Annotated in this window: 16 protein-coding genes and 1 riboswitch; of the genes, 11 read left to right on the top strand and 5 right to left on the bottom strand. The window is 73.6% G+C overall.

Features of this window, described 5'->3' with window-relative positions; translation table 11 throughout:
• The first annotated feature begins 111 nt into the window (after positions 1–111).
• Positions 112–1,137 (top strand): alpha/beta hydrolase, encoded by a 1,026-nt coding sequence (locus tag ASE27_RS18550; protein WP_235535495.1) that lies wholly within the window; start codon positions 112–114, stop codon positions 1,135–1,137.
• Between the two features lie 28 nt (positions 1,138–1,165).
• On the opposite strand, the gene ASE27_RS18555 is transcribed toward ASE27_RS18550, so the two are convergent.
• Entirely contained in the window at positions 1,166–1,573 is a 408-nt protein-coding gene (locus ASE27_RS18555; protein ID WP_056654145.1) for a type II toxin-antitoxin system VapC family toxin, read from the bottom strand.
• Between the two features lie 122 nt (positions 1,574–1,695).
• On the opposite strand from ASE27_RS18555, the gene ASE27_RS18560 reads away from it, so the two are divergent.
• Together ASE27_RS18560 and ASE27_RS18565 are read left to right on the top strand one after the other, a co-directional pair.
• Positions 1,696–2,139 carry an SMI1/KNR4 family protein gene (locus tag ASE27_RS18560; protein ID WP_082609130.1) on the top strand — a complete coding sequence of 148 codons (444 nt, stop codon included), beginning with the start codon at positions 1,696–1,698 and terminating at the stop codon, positions 2,137–2,139.
• Positions 2,136–2,501, top strand: coding sequence for a hypothetical protein (locus ASE27_RS18565; RefSeq protein ID WP_056654148.1), 366 nt, complete (start codon positions 2,136–2,138; stop codon positions 2,499–2,501). Before ASE27_RS18560 ends, ASE27_RS18565 begins: the two co-directional genes overlap by 4 nt.
• A 56-nt stretch (positions 2,502–2,557) precedes the next feature.
• Here the strand turns inward: ASE27_RS18565 and ASE27_RS18570 are convergent, their stop codons facing one another.
• Positions 2,558–3,340: an SMI1/KNR4 family protein gene (locus ASE27_RS18570; RefSeq protein ID WP_056654150.1), complete on the bottom strand. Its 783-nt coding sequence runs from the start codon at positions 3,338–3,340 to the stop codon at positions 2,558–2,560.
• A 103-nt stretch (positions 3,341–3,443) separates the two neighbouring features.
• Between ASE27_RS18570 and ASE27_RS18575 the strand changes: the two genes are divergently transcribed.
• Positions 3,444–3,737 carry a DUF1905 domain-containing protein gene (locus tag ASE27_RS18575; RefSeq protein ID WP_056654153.1) on the top strand — a complete coding sequence of 98 codons (294 nt, stop codon included), beginning with the start codon at positions 3,444–3,446 and terminating at the stop codon, positions 3,735–3,737.
• On the opposite strand, the gene ASE27_RS18580 is transcribed toward ASE27_RS18575, so the two are convergent.
• Both ASE27_RS18580 and ASE27_RS18585 read right to left on the bottom strand, forming a co-directional pair.
• Entirely contained in the window at positions 3,727–5,496 is a 1,770-nt protein-coding gene (locus ASE27_RS18580; RefSeq protein WP_082609131.1) for a SulP family inorganic anion transporter, read from the bottom strand. The two genes, ASE27_RS18575 and ASE27_RS18580, sit on opposite strands and share 11 nt — an antisense overlap.
• Entirely contained in the window at positions 5,493–5,879 is a 387-nt protein-coding gene (locus tag ASE27_RS18585) for a helix-turn-helix transcriptional regulator (RefSeq protein WP_056654155.1), read from the bottom strand. The genes ASE27_RS18580 and ASE27_RS18585 overlap by 4 nt, the downstream gene beginning before the upstream one ends.
• 253 nt (positions 5,880–6,132) lie before the next feature.
• Between ASE27_RS18585 and ASE27_RS18590 the strand changes: the two genes are divergently transcribed.
• From ASE27_RS18590 to ASE27_RS18610, 5 genes are all read left to right on the top strand, one after another.
• A complete protein-coding gene (locus ASE27_RS18590) occupies positions 6,133–6,663 on the top strand; it encodes a DoxX family protein (protein WP_200955981.1) in 531 nt (176 codons plus the stop codon).
• Between the two features lie 189 nt (positions 6,664–6,852).
• A complete protein-coding gene (locus ASE27_RS18595) occupies positions 6,853–7,467 on the top strand; it encodes a DUF305 domain-containing protein (RefSeq protein WP_056654158.1) in 615 nt (204 codons plus the stop codon).
• A 113-nt stretch (positions 7,468–7,580) separates the two neighbouring features.
• Positions 7,581–7,865, top strand: a complete 285-nt coding sequence (locus ASE27_RS18600; RefSeq protein WP_056654161.1) for a response regulator transcription factor — start codon at positions 7,581–7,583, stop codon at positions 7,863–7,865.
• Positions 7,866–7,938: 73 nt separating this feature from the next.
• Entirely contained in the window at positions 7,939–8,229 is a 291-nt protein-coding gene (locus tag ASE27_RS18605) for a DUF4287 domain-containing protein (RefSeq protein WP_056654164.1), read from the top strand.
• A 172-nt stretch (positions 8,230–8,401) separates the two neighbouring features.
• Positions 8,402–8,596, top strand: a riboswitch (cyclic di-AMP (ydaO/yuaA leader).
• A gap of 54 nt (positions 8,597–8,650) precedes the next feature.
• On the top strand, positions 8,651–9,394 hold the full coding sequence (locus tag ASE27_RS18610) for a C40 family peptidase (RefSeq protein ID WP_369819026.1): 744 nt from the start codon (positions 8,651–8,653) through the stop codon (positions 9,392–9,394).
• Between the two features lie 527 nt (positions 9,395–9,921).
• On the opposite strand, the gene ASE27_RS18615 is transcribed toward ASE27_RS18610, so the two are convergent.
• Complete coding sequence (locus ASE27_RS18615) at positions 9,922–10,725, bottom strand: sulfite exporter TauE/SafE family protein (protein ID WP_157257708.1); 804 nt, start codon at positions 10,723–10,725, stop codon at positions 9,922–9,924.
• A 93-nt stretch (positions 10,726–10,818) separates the two neighbouring features.
• Between ASE27_RS18615 and ASE27_RS18620 the strand changes: the two genes are divergently transcribed.
• Positions 10,819–11,619, top strand: coding sequence for a helix-turn-helix domain-containing protein (locus tag ASE27_RS18620; RefSeq protein WP_056654170.1), 801 nt, complete (start codon positions 10,819–10,821; stop codon positions 11,617–11,619).
• A gap of 4 nt (positions 11,620–11,623) precedes the next feature.
• Positions 11,624–12,256: a hypothetical protein gene (locus ASE27_RS18625; protein ID WP_056654172.1), complete on the top strand. Its 633-nt coding sequence runs from the start codon at positions 11,624–11,626 to the stop codon at positions 12,254–12,256.
• Positions 12,257–12,446 lie beyond the last annotated feature (190 nt).

The raw sequence follows: 12,446 nt of genomic DNA on the forward strand, positions 1-12,446 counted from the left end.
GAGGGGTCGTCCCGCGCGCGCACCGTACGCTGCCGACCTCGTCGCCGAGCCTCCTGCTAGCGTGACGGACGCCCAGCCCCTGTGGGCGTCGTCGAGAAGTACGGAGCACCGGTGAACACGTCGGCATCGGGTACCGAGGCAGGTCTGCCCGTCCCGCCCAGGGCATCTTCTGCCGCGACCCTTGAGCGGTTGCTGCTCGTCGTCCTGGGGGTCGCGCTGGTCGCAGCGCCCGTCTGGGTCGTCGCGACGACCGGCGACACCGTGCGCCACCAGCACTGGGCGCTCGCTGCGGTCCTCGGAGCGAGCGTGGTCGCGGGCCTGCTCGTCCTCGCGGTTGCCCTCCTGGGTGCCCGCCGACGTGATCGTGGTCCTTCGCCACGGCGCCCGCTGGCTCGCCGTGTCCTGCGTGGGGTCGCGGTGGGTGTCGGCGTCGCCGTCCTGGTCGTCCTGGCGGCGGCCGTCGTGTGGCTCCGGCCCTTCCCCGCGACGGCGCCAGCGCTCGCAGCTCTCGAGAGCGACGGCTCGGTCGAGGTCCGTGACGAGGCGGGCTGGATAGCGTTCGTCCCGCGGGACGGTGCGGCGACGACCGGCCTGGTCTACTCGCCCGGCGCCCGGGTGGACGTGCGTGCGACCGCCGCCGTACTGCGCCCGCTCGCCGAGGCCGGGTACCTGGTCGTGGCGCTCAAGGAACCGCTGGGCATCGCCTTCACGTCACCGAACCAGTCGGCGTCGGCGATGGCAGCGTTCGACGAGGTCGACACCTGGGCGGTGGGCGGTCACTCGCTGGGCGGCGTCGTCGCGGCGTCGTTCGCCGCCGCGCACGACGACGAGGTCACCGGCCTGCTCCTGCACGCCTCGTACCCGTCGGGCGACATGAGCACGGCCGATGTCGAGGTGACCTCGGTGTGGGGATCGCGCGACGGCCTGACGACGCCCGACAAGATCGAGGCGTCCCGCGCCGACCTGCCCGCCACCACCGAGTTCGTCGAGGTCCCAGGGGGCGTCCACGCCTTCTTCGCCGACTACGGCGAGCAACCGGGAGACGGTCAGCCGGCCACGAGCCGCGCCGACGCGCAGGCGCAGATCGTCGAGGCGAGCATCGGCGCGCTCGACCGCCTGGGGACACCGAGCCCCTGAGGCTCGTCCACCGACCGACGGCCGCCGCTCACGTCCCCGCGTCGAGCAGCGCCTCGTACGGCGCCGTCTCGACCACGCCCACGACGGCACGAGCCAGGTCGGCATCCGTGGTCACGAGCGCGACGCCCCGGAGCCGGGCGAGGGCCACGTACTCGGCGGCGTACGTCGAGGCCAGGCCCAGCTCGTCGGCGACCTTCCACGACGTGCGGCGCAGCACGGCGTCCCCGAACAACCTGACCGGGAGGCGGCCGACGCGCGCCAGGTGCTCGCGCCCGACCTCGGCCGGGAGGTCGCCCCGGTGCACGGCCTCGTGCAGCGCCGACAGGGTCTGCGACCGCAGGAGGGCAGGGGCGAGCAGCTCGTGGACGTCCGGGACCTGAGCGTCCTCCGCGACGAGTCGCAGGGCGGTGCCGGCGTCGACGACGAACCTGGTCATGGTGCACCTCGCGGGTCGGGGCGGGACGTGTCGCCCCATCGTCACGCTCACCGGTGACGCACGCACCCGCGTGCGTGGCGCCGTCGGGCCGCGTGTCCCACGCCGCGGCTACGGTGGCCGGCATGGCACTCCCACCCGACCTCCTGGCCCGGCTCGACGCGGCCGTCGCCCTCTACGGTGCGGGCGAGCCGGCGACGCGCGCCCAGCTCGAGGAGGCCGTGCGCGGCCTCGGGGTAGCTCTCGACCCGGGCTACGTCGAGCTCGTCGGGCGGCACGGCGGCTGCTTCGTGGGTGTCCCCGTCCACGGGCTGCGCAACGCTCCACTGCTCGAGGACACCGACGTCGCGACCCTGACGCGCACCTTCCGCAGGGACGGCTGGGACGTCGCGGAGGAAGGCCTCGTGATCGGGTTCGACGGGTCGGGAAACCCGCTCGTCGTCACGAACGACGGACCGGTCGTGACGTCCGACCACGACACGGGGGAGCGGTACGTCCTCGCGGAGACCTTCGCGGACCTGCTCGACCAGAACGTTCCCGACCTCGCACCGCCGGAGGGCGAGAGATGATCCTCACGCAGCGCAACGTGCTGGGCGGCCCCGAGCGAGACCTCGCCGCGGCGATCGTCCTGCGCCGGGCGCTCCAGGCGGAGTGTGCTGCGGTCGAGGTCCCCGGGCTCGACGAGCTCGACGTGATGCTCGCGCTCGGCGGCTCGATCACCTCCTCGGCAGGCCAGGCGGGGGTGCGGAACGTGCGCTTCTCGCGGGCCCGGCGACGGATCACGGCGACCGTCACCGTCCCTGCGGCCGAGCTCGACGCGGCCAGCCCGGAGATCGACGCGCTGCTGCCCTACCTCGCCGAGCTGGCCGCGGTGCGCGAGGCGCTCGCGGGCGCGTTCGAGCGAGCGGTGGGGGCCGCGACGAGTCGCTAGGGCAGCGACCGGTCGTCTCAGGCCCGACGGCGACCGACCTGTCCCGCGCGGCGCCCTCAGGCGGCGGGGTCGCCCCCGAGGAGGCAGAGCAGGTCGGTCGTGACGAGCTCGCCCTCGGCCTCGATGCGCGACCCGCCCTCGCCGGAGCGTGACCTCGCGAACGCCGAGAGGTCGAGGCGGTGGACGCTCGTCCGGTCGCGGCCGTGACGCCGCATGAACAGACCCGCCCCCTCACCGTCCTCACCGACCAGGACCCAGTGCGGGGCGAGGTCGGCAATGTCGTGGGCCTCGTTGGCCTCGGCGAAGCGGTGCGGGCCGTGGACCGTGAAGCCGTCGGGGCGCCGCACGCCCGGCGTCGAGCGCCACGTCTCGGCGATCGTGGGGTTCGGTCCGTCACCCAGGCCGCGCAGGAGTGCGACCTGCACGGACACGAACCCGGCGAACGTCTCGGCGACGACCTCCCCGGACCCGTCGATGCCGTCGACGCGGAGGACCGCGCGCTCACCGCTGCCCTCGGTCCGGTCGGGCGCGAAGAAGAAGGTCTCGGCTCCGTCGGGGTTGCTCGCGAAGCACAACCTGTCCCCGGTGAGGCGCCACTCGGCGGTGAGCGCGTCGTCGGCCTCCGCGACGTGCTCCGGGTCCACGAGCGACGCGACGTCCACGTGACCGACGCGACTCGTGCGGGCCTCCGTGAGCCACCAGCGGTACGACGCCGGGAGCCGTCCGACCCGGGCCTCGGCCGCCCGTACCCAGCTCTCAGAGGCCCCGTCCCCCGGCCACCGCCGGATCTCCGGTGTCGACTCGACGAGGTCGCGCAGCATGGCGAGGTCGGGCGTCATGGAGGCAGAGCCTGCCAGCCTTCGTGCCTGCGGGCGCGCGTCGACACGTGCCCGCCCGGGCGTCGGTGCGGCGGGCTCCGCGCGCAGGGGTGATGCTGGGCAGATGGAGATCGAGGCCGTCGGCGAGGTGTGGCACTGGCGTGGACCCGCGCCCTTCCACTTCGTGTCCGTGCCCGATGCGGAGAGCGCCCGTATCCGCGAGGTCGCGTCGCTCGTGACCTACGGCTGGGGCATGATCCCCGTCTCGGCCCGGATCGGGGCGACGACGTGGACCACGTCGCTGTTCGCCAAGGACGGGCTCTACGTCGTCCCGCTCAAGGACCGGATCCGCGCGGCCGAGGACGTCGAGCTGGGCGACACGGTCACGGTCGTGCTGACGCTCGACGTCAACCGCTGAGGGCGTCCCCGGGAGCCGCGACCGCGGCAGGGCCCGGGGGCCGGGTCACGGCCCCGACCCCCGCCTGAGCCCGCGCGACGTGCGAGCGCGCGTGCTCGATCGCGGGCGGGAGGTCGGCGAACAGGTGCTTCTCGTGGCGCAGCTCGTCGAGGACGCCGACGCGCGTGAGCACGGGCAGGTGGGCGGGCTGGATGCCCTTGACCAGGACCGTGACGCCCGAGCGTTCGAGGTCCGCGACGAGCTCACCGAGCGCGTGGGCACCCGTCGCGTCGACCAGGCGCAGGTGCGAGAGCCGCAGGACGACGACCAGGGCGTCCTGGTCGTCGCGGATCTGCGCGTGGATGCGGTCCGCGGCACCGAAGAACATGGCGCCGTCGAGCCGGTAGAGCGCGATGTGCTCGTCGCCCGGCTGCGCCGGCCCCGGGAGGGGCTCGCGATGGACCGCGGCAGCCTGCGCGACCGAGCGCAGCGCGAAGAACGCCGCGACGAGCAGCCCGATCTGCACGGCCTCGATGAGGTCGACCGCGACGGTCACGACCGCGGTCACGACGAGCACCACGGCGTCCGCGCGCGTCGAGGTCAGTACGGCCCGGAGGGTCGAGACCGAGACCATCCGCACCGCGGTGACCATGAGGACCCCGGACAGCGCGGCGAGCGGGATGGCGGAGACGGGACCGGTCGCGAGGTAGATGACGCCCAGGATCACGACCGAGTGCACGACGGCCGCGAGCCGCGTGCGGGCCCCGGCGCGCACGTTGACCGCGGTGCGGGCGATGGCCCCGGTCGCGGGCATGCCGCCGAACGCTCCGCTCGCGATCGACGCGAGCCCCTGGCCCACGAGCTCCCGGTCGGGGTCGTAGCGGTGGGTCGCGTCGTCGGGCACGGTCGCGCTCCCGGTCGCCCCGCGCCGCCCGGCCGGCTCGGGGGACGGCATGGCCGCGGCGACGCGGGCCGAGAGGAGGGACTCGATCGCGGCGAGCGCCGCGACCGCGACCGCGGGGCCGATCAGCGACCGCAGCATCCCGGCGTCGAGGTGCGGCACGGACGGCAGGGGCAGGGAATCGGGCAGCGCTCCGATGCGCGCGACGGGGGCGCCGACGAGCTGTGCGACCACGGTGGCGAGCACGACCGCGACGAGCGAGGCGGGCAGTGCCGGCGCGACGCGGGGGAGGACCAGCATCACGACGGCGACGAGCGCGACGGTGCCGAGGGTCCACAGGGCGGTCGGGCCGTCCCCGGACGCGGCGACGGCGGAGTCGATGGCCACACGCAGCGGGTTGCCGCCCACCGCGCCCGTGACACCCAGGGCCGCCGGCACCTGCTGGAGGAAGATGATCGCGGCGATCCCGGCCGTGAACCCCTCGACCACGGGCCACGGGATGAAGGTCACGACGCGGCCGAGACGCGTCACCCCGGCCAGGAGCACGACGACGCCCGCGAGGATTGCGACGAGCGGTACCGCCGCGGGGCCGTGCTGGGCGACGATCGGGGCCAGGACCACGGCCATCGCGCCCGTCGGCCCGCTGACCTGGACGCGCGAGCCGCCGAGCACTGCGGCCACGATGCCCGCGACCACGGCCGTCACGAGGCCCGGGCCGGGCCCTACCCCGGCGCTCACGCCGAACGCGAGGGCGAGCGGCAGGGCCACCACGCCGACCGTGATGCCCGCGAGCAGGTCGGCGCGCAGCGTCCGCGGTCGGAGGTCGACGTCGGCGCGGGACGGCAGCAGGTCGCGTACCGAGCGGTCCGCCCGGCTCACTGCCCGGTCCGTTCGCTCGCCCCCTGGAGCGGAGGCAGCTCGTCCGCGGCGGCGAGCTGTCGGCCGGACGCGTCGAGCGTCTCGCGCAGGAAGGCGCGTGCCACGACGAGCAGCTCGGCGACGAGCGGGCGGCTCAGCCGGTAGACGACGGTGTTGCCCGTGCGCGAGGACGTCACGACACCGGCGCGCTTGAGGACCGCCAGGTGCTGGGACAGGACCGAGGCCTCGACGCCGGTCGCGGCGAGCAGGTCGGCCACGGGGGCCTCGTGGTCGGGCGCGGCGCTGAGCACCTCGAGGGCCTGGATGCGGGTGGGGTGCGCGAGCGAGCGGAAGAGCTCGGCCTTGATCGCGTAGAGCGGCGCCGTGGTGGCGGTGGTGGGCACAGGACCTCCTGGGGACTTGGTGAGTTTAGCAACTCCTCAAGTCAGCAGGCGCACGCTCCGGGAGAGCGGCAAGCACGTCGACGGCCGGCACGACACGCACCTGCACGCCCGCCTCGCGGGCCGAGCTCTCGACCGGCCTCATCTGGCCCTCATCCGCGGTGGCTACGCTCGGCGGCTCATCATCCATGCGGACGTCAGGGGGCTTTCTCCGCAGAGCGCCTCGTCGTCTGCGCGCTCTCGACGAGGAGAACAGATGCCCAGCACGGAGACCGACGTGTCGACCCCGCAGACGCTCCCCAGTGACGCACCCGCGCGGCAGGGGTTTGCGCGCCGTTCCGAGTCCGCGATCACCGCCCTGGCGGTCCACCTCGCCCGGTGGTCGATCCCGGCACTCCGGATCACGCTGGGCCTGGTGTTCCTCGGCTTCGGGGTCCTCAAGTTCTTTCCCGGGGCGAGCCCCGCGGAGGAGATCGTGACGCAGACGGTCGGCGCGCTGACGTTCGGCGTCGTCGAGGGCCTGGGGGCCGTGCTCCTGACGGCGGTCGTCGAGACGTTCATCGGGCTGACGCTCCTGACGGGGCGGTGGCTGCAGGCAGGTCTCGTCGTGCTCGCGGTCGCGCTGGTCGGCATGATGTCGCCCGTGGTGCTGTTCGCCGGCGAGCTGTTCGGTGACGGCATGACGCTCATGGGGCAGTACGTGCTCAAGGACATCGTCTTCGTCGCGGCGGCGGGCGTGATCGCTGCGGCCACGCTCGGGGCCCGTCTGACGCGTGACGCCCGCTGAGGGCCTAGGCCCACCACGTCCGCAACCGCAGCCCGACGGCGCCACGCGCGCGGCGCCGTCGGGCTGCGGTCCCGCGGGGCTCGCCTCGCGAGGCACAGCCGACTCCCAGATTCGGCACCTACGCTGCTCGGACGCTCGCCGCACCGGCGCCCGCGTGCCCCGGCGATCCCGAGACACACCGGAGTCCTCATGAAGAAGCTGCCCGCCGTCCTCACCGCGCTCGTCGTGACAGCAGCCCTCGCGGGGTGCTCGACCGGAGGGGATGCACCCCAGGCGGAGGCGCCGGCCTCGTCGGCCGCCTCGGAGGGGGTGGCGCCGGCCGAGGCGAACGACACGGACCTGCACTTCCTCGCGATGATGACCCCGCACCACGAGCAGGCCGTCGAGATGAGCGAGATCATCCTGGCCGTCGACGGCGTGAGCGACGCGACGCGCGACCTCGCGCAGCGGATCCTCGACGGGCAGGCCGAGGAGATCGGGATCATGCGCGGCTGGGCCGACGCGTGGGGGCAGGACGACCTCATGCAGATGCACTCGGTGCACATCGCGAACGGCATGCTGACGGGCGACCAGATGGGGTCGCTCGAACGTCTCGCGGACGCGAGCGCGGGGGACGCGACAGCGGTGGCAGAGGCCGAGAAGACGTTCCTCGAGCTCATGCACTCGCACCACGAGGGCGCGATCGCGATGACGCAGGGCGAGATCGCGGACGGTGGGTACACCGACCTGCAGGACCTCGCGCAGCAGATGGTCGACGTGCAGACGGCCGAGATGGCCGAGATCGACGGGCTGCTCGGGCGGTAGCACCGCGCGCCTTCCTCGCGCCGCCGCGCGCCTGCCCCGCCCCGCGCGAACGCTACCGGCCGGTAGCGGCCCGCCGTGGCTACACTCCCGGACGTCGGGAGAAGGGGGGCAGCATGGTCGACAGGGAGCTGTCGGAGATCGTCGGGACGCCCCAGGACGGGGGCAGGTCCGTGCTGACGACGGTGCAGGTCTCGATCCTGTCGGGGCTGAGCGCGGGGCTCACGGACGAGGCCATCGCCGGTCGCCTCGGCATCAGCGTCCGCACGTGCCGTCGGCACGTGGCGACGCTCTTCCAGGTGCTCGGTGCGACGAGCCGTTTCCAGGCGGGGGTCCTGGCCGCGCAGCGCGGCTGGGTCGCGCGGCGCGTGCGGCACCGACCAGAAGGTGCGCCGTCCTGACCGATGAGTTCTGCTGGTCGGTGCGGTCTGACCCCTCGACCGCACCTGCTGGACCGAGAGAACCGAGGACCCCATGTCTTTTCAGGCGTACCTGGACACCATCGAGGACAAGACGGGGCTCACCCCGCGCGAGCTCCTGACGATCGCGCAGCAGAAGGGCTACGACGACCCGTCGGTCAAGGCCGGCGTGATCGTGGAGTGGCTCAAGGAGGACTACGACCTGGGTCGTGGCCACGCGATGGCGCTGGTCCACGTCATCAAGAAGGGGCCCACGATCGACAGCAAGCACGTCGGGTCGACCGGTACGCACCGCGACGAGTCGGACACCCTGTGGTTGGACGGCAAGGCGACCAAGCCCGCCTGAGGCGGGGCGTCCCGCCGTGCCCGACGGCGGCGCGCGCCCTCTCGCAGAAGGTGCGGTTCGTCGACGAAAGGGATCGATGTCCGACTCGCGGAGTTCGTTACCTCACTGTGACAATCCCTCTCTTGCCATGTACCGTCGATTCTGCTTCGCAGAGAACCCTCTCGCCGGAGCCCTCAGGTGGACGCCGAACCCTGTCACCTCCCGAGGCCACGAACTACACCCATGACAGGGGTGGGGGACCCATTCTTGTGGGCACCGGAGACGGTGTCCTTGGGGTGAAGCCGCACGGACCTCGGTCCGCACGGCCGGGTGAGCTTCTCCGACCCGAACCCGACAGCTGACCTCTCAGGCGTCCAGGAGAACACTCGTGACCTCACGCACGTCCGCGCGCCATCGTGCTGCGCACCGTCCTATCACCCCCTTGACGTCCCTCGGACGATCCGCCGCGTCGAGCGTCAGCTCGGTCGCCCGCCGCAGCGCCGTCGTCGCGGCCTCGTCCGGCCTGCTGATCTCGGTCTTCACGGCTCCGGCGAACGCGGCCCCCTCGACCGACCAGGCGAAGACGTCGGTCGGCACGGTCGACCTCGCCGCCGTCACCGCTCAGGCCCGCGAGGCCCTGCAGACCAGCCCTGTGGTCACGGTCGCCGCCGACGCGGCGCTCGCGATCGAGCAGGCCCCGGTCGCCGTGACCCCCGCACCGGAGCCCGAGCCGGAGCCCGAGCCGGCTCCCGCGCCTGCACCGCAGCGTGCCGCCGCGCCGTCGCGCTCGGTCGAGCGTGCCGCGCCCGCCGCGACCAAGACCGTCCAGGCCGCCGCCCCGGCGCCTGCGGCCTCCGGCTCGTCGGTCGTCGACATCGCCATGAAGTACGTGGGCGTGCCCTACGTGTACGGCGGCTCCTCGCCCAGCGGGTTCGACTGCTCGGGCCTGGTCCAGTACGTGTACGGACAGCTCGGCGTCTCGCTCCCGCACCAGTCCGGTGCGCAGCGCAACGCGGGCACGGCCGTCTCGGCCTCCGAGGCTCGCCCCGGAGACATCATCTGGACCCCCGGTCACGTCGCGATCTACGCCGGCAACGGCATGCAGATCGAGGCCACGACCCCGGGCAGCACCGTCAAGTACAGCAAGATCTGGCAGAACAACCCGACGTTCGTCCGCGTCGGCTGATCTTCCCGCCCACGAGGCCCCGTCCACAGCACTGTGGACGGGGCCTCGTGCGTTCCCGGGCACGAGCGTGCGAGCGGGGCGGCGCCCCCGGGACATCGCTCCCTGGGCGGCGCTCCCTGAGGTGCGCTCCACGACCACCGCCGCGGATGAGTTGTCAGAACGTGGCCGGGCCATACCCCGGCCACGTTCTGACAACTGATCCGGGGGCTCCGCAGCCAGTCGGCCGGACCCGCCGCTACCGCCGAGCTGTCAGAAGTGGCCCGGGCTCACCACCGGCCACGTTCTGACAACTCATCCGGGGCCCTTGGTAGGTTCCACGCGTGGACCCGTCGTCGGAGACCGCCCTCGCACGCCTAGCCGCCCTCACGAGCGACCTGCCCGAGGCGCCTGACCGGCACGTCCTCGAACCGGTCGCCGAGGCGGTCCGCGCCGCTGCGTCGGCCGGCGCCTCCCCGGACGAGATCGCGGTGGCCGGATGCCTGTCGGTCGCCTGGGTCGGTGTTCTGCTCGGGAACGGGCCGAGCCCGTCAGACGACGATGGTCGCCACGAGGACCACCGCGAGCAGCACGAGGTAGGCCCGGGCGTGCACGTGGTCCGGCATCCGGCCGACGAACCGGCGCGTGAGGACGATCCCCAGGACGGATCCGATCGCCAGGCCGACGAAGGCTGAGAGGTCGACGTAGCCGAGGTGACCGGCCCCGAGGACCGATGCCGAGGCGCCCCCGGCCACCACGTAGGTGATCGAGGCAGCGACGGCGACGGGCAGGCCGAGCGGATTGGCGAGACCGGCCGAGTCCGTCATGGACCAGCCGTGGCGACGGAAGAGCGGGACCGTCATGACGCTGCCACCCACGCCCAGCAGCGCCGCGACCGCGCCCATCGCGGGCCCGACGACGATGGTCGTCGCTCGGCCCAGGGGACGCGCGGGGCGTGCTGTGGCGAGGAACCCCGGGCGCAGCACCGCGTTGAGGAGCGTGACGGCGAGGTAGACGACGAACGCCCATCGCAGCGCCTCGCCGGGCACCAGGCCGGCGACCGAGGCGCCGAGCGCAGCGCCGATGGCGATGAACGCCGTGAGGGGCCAGAGCGCGTCGGTCCTCAAGGTCCCTGCACGGTGCTGGGCGAACGTCGCGACGCCCGCGTTGACGACCATGACCGCGGACGAGGTGGCGACCGCGACGTGCATCCCCATGTCCTCGGCGAGCGGCGCGGATCCGGGCCCCGAGAGGAGCCAGAGCAGCAACGGGACGATCATGAAGCCGCCGCCGAAGCCGAAGAGGACGGTGGTGACGCCGGTGAGGCATCCGGACAGGAGCAGGACGAGAAACATCAGGGTCCACGCTAAGAAGCGAGCCCCGTGGCGTGCATCCGCGGATGTGCCAGGTTCTTTCGCGATCACGCCAGCGCTGGGTAGGGTCGCGGTGTGCGCAACACCCCGATCGACCTGGTCGACGACGCCCCCCGCGACGTTCTCCCGATCGGCACCGACTATGCGATGGGCGAGGTGCTCGTCCCGCACCGTCACCGCCGGGCTCAGCTGCTGTACGGAGCGACCGGGGTCATGCACGTCGAGACGGACGACGGCAGCTGGGTCGTCCCGACGCACCGCGCCGTGTGGATCCCCCCGGAGACCGTCCACCAGGTCACGATGTACGGCGTCAGCACGTGCTCCCTCTACATCGAGCCCGCCGCCGCGCCGTGGGGACCGGCCACGTGCGAGGTCGTCACGGTCTCGCCTCTCGCCCGGCAGCTCCTCCTCGAGGCGGCCGACCTCCCCGTGGAGTACGACGAGCACGGCCGGGACGGCGCGCTGGTCCGGCTGCTCCTGTTCGAGGTGTCGCGCATGACGCCCATGCCGTTGCACGTCCCGCTGCCGAGCGACCGCGCGCTGCTGGCGATGTGCCGAGCGTTCCTCGACGAGCCGGACGCGCACGCCTCGCCCGTCGTCTGGGCGGCCGCGCTGCACGTGAGCCTGAGGACGTTCAACCGCCGCTTCGGGGCGCAGACCGGGCTGACCTTCGACCGGTGGCGACAGCGCGCGTGCGTGCTGGCCGCCCTGCCCCGGCTCTCTGCGGGAGAGTCCGTGACGCGCGTCGCCGGCGCGCTGGGGTACGAGAGCCCGGCCGCCTTCTCGACCATGTTCCGCCGGGTCCTCGACGCGAGCCCGCACGAGTACCTCGGCACGGGAGCGCGACCGAGCCGTCTCGGCGCCGTGACATCCTGACGCGATGCGCGTCGAGCCGGTCAGCCCTGAGGTCCTGGTCGCGCGGGTCGCCGCGCTCGTCGTTGAGCGGCCCCGCACGGACGGGGCATTGCGCGTGCTCGTCGACGGCCACCCCTCGACGCACCCGGAGACGCTCGCCGACCTGCTCGTCGAGCCCCTGCGCGTCGCGGGCCGCCCGACGGCGCGCGTCAGCGTGCGCGACTTCCTGCGGCCCGCGTCGGTGCGGCTCGAGCACGGCCACGAGGACCCGGACGCCCTGCTCGACGAGTGGATCGACGTCGGTGCGCTGAACCGGGAGGTGCTGTCCGCCGTCGGGCCTGCGGGGGAGGGGCGCTACCTCCCGAGCCTGCGCGACCCCGTGACCTCGCGCTCGACGCGGGCCGACTACGTCGAGGCGCCGCCGGGGCTGGTCGTGCTGCTCGACGGGTCGCTGTCGCTCGGCCGCGGGCTCGACGTCGACCTGACCGTCCACCTCGCGCTCCAGGACGCGACGGTCGCTCGGCGCACGCCGCCCGCCGACGCCTGGACCCTGCCCGCGTACGCGCGGTACCGGGGCGAGGTCGCGCCCGAGCGGACGGCCGACGTGGTCGTGCGCGTCGACGACGCGCGCCGCCCGGCGTGGGTCGCGCGGGGGTGAGGCGTCGCGCAGAAGGGGAGCGCCGTCGTCGGGCGGCAGGGACCTCCCGCGGCCCGACGACGGCGCGCGCCCCGCACGCGAGCGTCCGGTAGGGTCTGCGCAGCGTCGCGTGCCGGTGGCAGACCGTGTCAGGCATGGAGGCGCCGGACACGAAGGAGCCCGACGATGACCACGTCGCCCCCTTCGCCCT

Source organism: Oerskovia sp. Root918 (assembly GCF_001428945.1).
GTDB classification, from domain to species: domain Bacteria; phylum Actinomycetota; class Actinomycetes; order Actinomycetales; family Cellulomonadaceae; genus Oerskovia; species Oerskovia enterophila.

What these genes read in the sequence shown, in the direction of transcription:
- ASE27_RS18555 (WP_056654145.1), bottom strand. Translation starts at nt 1,573, where the DNA reads ATGACCAGGTTCGTCGTCGACGCCGGCACCGCCCTGCGACTCGTCGCG.
- ASE27_RS18560 (WP_082609130.1), top strand. Translation starts at nt 1,696, where the DNA reads ATGGCACTCCCACCCGACCTCCTGGCCCGGCTCGACGCGGCCGTCGCC.
- ASE27_RS18565 (WP_056654148.1), top strand. Translation starts at nt 2,136, where the DNA reads ATGATCCTCACGCAGCGCAACGTGCTGGGCGGCCCCGAGCGAGACCTC.
- ASE27_RS18570 (WP_056654150.1), bottom strand. Translation starts at nt 3,340, where the DNA reads ATGACGCCCGACCTCGCCATGCTGCGCGACCTCGTCGAGTCGACACCG.
- ASE27_RS18575 (WP_056654153.1), top strand. Translation starts at nt 3,444, where the DNA reads ATGGAGATCGAGGCCGTCGGCGAGGTGTGGCACTGGCGTGGACCCGCG.
- ASE27_RS18590 (WP_200955981.1), top strand. Translation starts at nt 6,133, where the DNA reads ATGCCCAGCACGGAGACCGACGTGTCGACCCCGCAGACGCTCCCCAGT.
- ASE27_RS18595 (WP_056654158.1), top strand. Translation starts at nt 6,853, where the DNA reads ATGAAGAAGCTGCCCGCCGTCCTCACCGCGCTCGTCGTGACAGCAGCC.
- ASE27_RS18600 (WP_056654161.1), top strand. Translation starts at nt 7,581, where the DNA reads ATGGTCGACAGGGAGCTGTCGGAGATCGTCGGGACGCCCCAGGACGGG.
- ASE27_RS18605 (WP_056654164.1), top strand. Translation starts at nt 7,939, where the DNA reads ATGTCTTTTCAGGCGTACCTGGACACCATCGAGGACAAGACGGGGCTC.
- ASE27_RS18615 (WP_157257708.1), bottom strand. Translation starts at nt 10,725, where the DNA reads ATGTTTCTCGTCCTGCTCCTGTCCGGATGCCTCACCGGCGTCACCACC.
- ASE27_RS18625 (WP_056654172.1), top strand. Translation starts at nt 11,624, where the DNA reads ATGCGCGTCGAGCCGGTCAGCCCTGAGGTCCTGGTCGCGCGGGTCGCC.